This window comes from Mesorhizobium sp. M7D.F.Ca.US.004.03.1.1 (assembly GCF_003998635.1).
Classification (GTDB): Bacteria; Pseudomonadota; Alphaproteobacteria; order Rhizobiales; family Rhizobiaceae; genus Mesorhizobium; species Mesorhizobium loti.
On the sequence record NZ_RZQG01000619.1, the window covers coordinates 1 to 3,615 of the forward strand.

Here is a 3,615-nt window from a genome sequence, read left to right on the forward strand (position 1 = left end):
CTTGATAGTCATGGCCGACAAAGACGCGTGTCTCGTCCGGCAACGCCAGAATGTCCTGGATCGAGCGCCAGAGCCGCGCGGCACTGCCGCCGGGAAAGTCAGTCCGCGCCGTGCCGCTGTCGGGCATGAACAGCGTATCGTGGACGAAGGCAGCATCGCCGATCACATAGGTGATCGAGGCCAGCGTGTGCCCGGGTGAGAACAGCACTTTGACTGGAAGCGTGCCGACCTGGAAGGTTTCGCCCTCTCCAAACAGCCTGTCCCACTGCGAACCGTCGGCGGGAAAATCCGGCCAATTGTAGATTGCCTTCCACAGTTTCTGGACGTCGACGACCCTGTCGCCGATCGCTGTCGGCGCTCCGGTCTTCTCACTCAGGTAATGCGCCGCCGAGAAATGATCGGCGTGCGGATGGGTGTCGAGGATCCACTCCAGCTCCAGCCCGTTTTCCCGGATGAAGTCGAGCAGGGCGTCGGCATTCTTCGTTGCCGTGGCGCCGGATTTCTCGTCGAAATCGAGGATCGGATCGATGATGGCGCAACGTTTCGTCGCCTGGTCGGCGACGACGTACTGAATGGCCCCGGTCGGCTTGTCATAGAAGCCGCTGACCTGCGGTCTGGCCAAAGCTACGTCCAATTTTGGCTTCCCCACCACCTTTAGCCGGCAGGAATGATTTTCTCTGACGACATCCGAGAGGAGTATGGTTGTCCTCTCGGATGCCTCAGTCAAGCATCATTTCGCTCGCGGCGACGGGAAAGCCAAAAACCGTTCCAAAGCGCCCGGGGGTCAGGCGGAGGGCTGCTTGGTCTTCCTGAGATACGGCAGGATGGTCTCGTAGGCGCCGAAGCGCTTGATCGCATCCTCGTTGGAGACGGCGGCGGTGATGATGACGTCCTCGCCTTGCTTCCAGTTTGCCGGCGTCGCCACCTGATGCTTGGCGGTGAGCTGCATGGAATCGACCGCCCGCAGGATCTCGTCGAAGTTGCGGCCCGTGGTCATCGGGTAGGTCAGCACCAGTTTGATCTTCTTGTCCGGTCCGATGACGTAGACGGAGCGCACCGTGGCGTTGTCGGCGGGTGTGCGGCCCTCCGACGTCTCGCCGGCACCGCCTGGCAGCATGTCGTAGAGCTTGGCGACCTTGAGGTCCTTGTCGCCGATCAGCGGGTAGTTCATCGTGTGGCCGGTCGCCGTCTTGATGTCGGCCTGCCACTTGTCATGGCTCGCGACCGGATCGACGGAAATACCGATGATCTTGACGTTGCGCTTCTTGAACTCGCCTTCCAGCCCGGCCATCGTGCCAAGCTCGGTCGTGCAGACCGGCGTGAAATTCTTCGGATGGCTGAACAGGATCGCCCAGCCGTCGCCGATCCATTCATGGAATTTGATCGTCCCTTGCGTGGTCTCGGCGCTGAAGTCCGGCGCAATGTCGTTGATACGAAGGCTCATGGCACATCTCCCCTGCAACAAATTCTGTCAGGAGCGAGGGGCGGCAAACCATGCCGCCATCACGACGTCCACGCTCCGGCATCGCCGCATCTTAGCGCAAAAATCGTGACCGCGAGATAATTTGAAACTCTTGTCGGCGGCGGAGCGAGCATTTTTATGCTGCCGTCGAGCCAAAAGCGCAGGAAAGACTTTTGGCTGGGCGGAGAGACCGCGCCGCCTCAGGTCTTGTTGACCGCCAGCGTCACGGTCAGGTCTTCCATGCGCTGTGCCAGCGCGCCAAGCGCGTTGGTCAGCACGCTGTCGTTCTTGTCGGCCTTGGTCAGCGCATCGTCGCGCGTCTTGCGCAAGGTCAGCACTTCGCTTTCCATGCCCTTGACGCGTTTCTGCAGCTCCGAAAGCTCGTCCATCACCATGATGCCGGCCATCACGGTCAGCCGCTGGTCCCCGATCTCGCCAAAGGAGTCCTTCAGATGCGAGACATAGCGGTCGAAACGTTCGGCAAGGTCGATCAGATGGTCTTCCTGACCTTCGTCGCAGGCCATCCGATACTGTTTGCCGTCGATGGAAACCGTGACTTGAGCCATGAGCCTACCTGTCCAGCCCCCTACCTGTCCAACACAGCGCGGATGGTTTCCATGGCGGTCACCAGCCGTCGCGACACTTCCTTGTTGGCGTCTTCCAGCCGTTCGGCGCGCGCTTCGGAATTGTCGAGTTCCTGCGCCAGCCGGGAGCGATCGGCATTCATCCGCTGCACTTCAGCCTCGGCTTCCGAGTAATCGCGTTCATGCTCGAGCTTGGCCGCGACGGCGTTTTCCAGCCCCTCGATGGCCTTGCCCAGCCTGGCGATGACTTCCTTGAGTGTGGCTTCCCCGGTCATGGCTTCGTCCTGTGCCCTGCCCATCACCGAATCGTTCGCGTTCAGAATGCGTTATCCGGGAAACATTAGGCACCGGGTGAAGGCAACGTCAACAAAGCTCTCGCGACTGTCCCCTGCTAACGCTAATGTAGACCCGCCGCCGGCATCACAAGACCGGCAAATGTGCGCCCGATTTGTTGACTAAAAGCCCGCGCCTGCTATGTGTCGCGCACCCTTTTCAGGGCTCTCCCAAGCCCCCAAACCCCCACTTCTGGAGGAACCATGACGTCGCGTGAACAACATGACCGGATGGCCAATGCGATCCGCTTTCTCTCCATGGATGCCGTCGAGAAGGCAAATTCCGGCCATCCCGGCCTGCCCATGGGCTGCGCCGACATCGCCACGGTGCTGTTCACGCGCTTCCTGAAATATGATCCCAAGACCCCGCACTGGGCCGATCGCGACCGCTTCATCCTGTCGGCCGGCCATGGTTCGATGCTGCTCTATTCGCTGCTGCATCTGACCGGTTACGAAGATATGACCATCGACCAGATCAAGCATTTCCGGCAGCTGGGCTCGAAGACCGCCGGCCATCCCGAATACGGCCATGCAACGGGCATCGAGACGACGACCGGCCCGCTCGGCCAGGGTCTGGCCAATTCGGTCGGCTTCGCGCTCGGCGAGCGCATCATGAACGCCGCCTTCGGCAATGACCTCGTCGACCACTACACCTATGTGCTGGCCGGCGACGGCTGCCTGATGGAAGGTGTGTCCCAGGAAGCCATCGCGCTTGCCGGCCACCTCAAGCTCAACAAGCTGATCGTCTTCTGGGACAACAACAACATTTCGATCGATGGTCCGGTTTCGCTGTCCGACAACACCGATCAGGTCGCCCGCTTCCAGGCTTCCGGCTGGAATGCCAGCCACATCGACGGCACCGATCCGGAAGCGATCGCCTATGCCATCGAAGCCGCCCGCCACTCCGACAAGCCGACGATGATCGCCTGCAAGACGACCATCGGCTTCGGCGCGCCGACCAAGGCCGGCACCAACAAGGCGCACGGTTCGCCGCTCGGCGCCGACGAGATCGCCGGCGCACGCAAGTTCTTCAACTGGGATTCGCCGCCCTTCGAGATTCCGGCCGACATCCTCGACGCCTGGCGCACTGCCGGCAAGGCCGGCGTTAAGGCACGTACCGACTGGGAAGGCCGTCTGGCCAAGGTCGACGCCAAACTGAAGGCCGAGTTCGAGCGCCGCCTCGCTGGCAAGCTGCCGTCCAATTTCGACGCTGTTATCGCCGACTATAAGAAGAAGC

The 3,615-nt window shown here is 61.3% G+C and carries 5 protein-coding genes; 1 reads left to right on the top strand and 4 read right to left on the bottom strand.

Features of this window, described 5'->3' with window-relative positions; genetic code table 11:
• From EN935_RS26560 to EN935_RS26575, 4 genes are all read right to left on the bottom strand, one after another.
• A partial coding sequence (locus EN935_RS26560) for an MBL fold metallo-hydrolase (protein WP_164771358.1) occupies positions 1 to 634 on the bottom strand: 634 nt, incomplete at its 3' end.
• Between the two features lie 150 nt (positions 635 to 784).
• Positions 785 to 1,444, bottom strand: a complete 660-nt coding sequence (locus EN935_RS26565; protein ID WP_109665052.1) for a peroxiredoxin — start codon at positions 1,442 to 1,444, stop codon at positions 785 to 787.
• Positions 1,445 to 1,662: 218 nt separating this feature from the next.
• On the bottom strand, positions 1,663 to 2,028 hold the full coding sequence (locus EN935_RS26570; protein WP_109665049.1) for a cell division protein ZapA: 366 nt from the start codon (positions 2,026 to 2,028) through the stop codon (positions 1,663 to 1,665).
• 20 nt (positions 2,029 to 2,048) lie between these two features.
• On the bottom strand, positions 2,049 to 2,321 hold the full coding sequence (locus EN935_RS26575) for a DUF4164 domain-containing protein (RefSeq protein WP_013529251.1): 273 nt from the start codon (positions 2,319 to 2,321) through the stop codon (positions 2,049 to 2,051).
• A gap of 261 nt (positions 2,322 to 2,582) precedes the next feature.
• On the opposite strand from EN935_RS26575, the gene EN935_RS26580 reads away from it, so the two are divergent.
• A partial coding sequence (locus tag EN935_RS26580; RefSeq protein WP_245489056.1) for a thiamine pyrophosphate-dependent enzyme occupies positions 2,583 to 3,615 on the top strand: 1,033 nt, incomplete at its 3' end.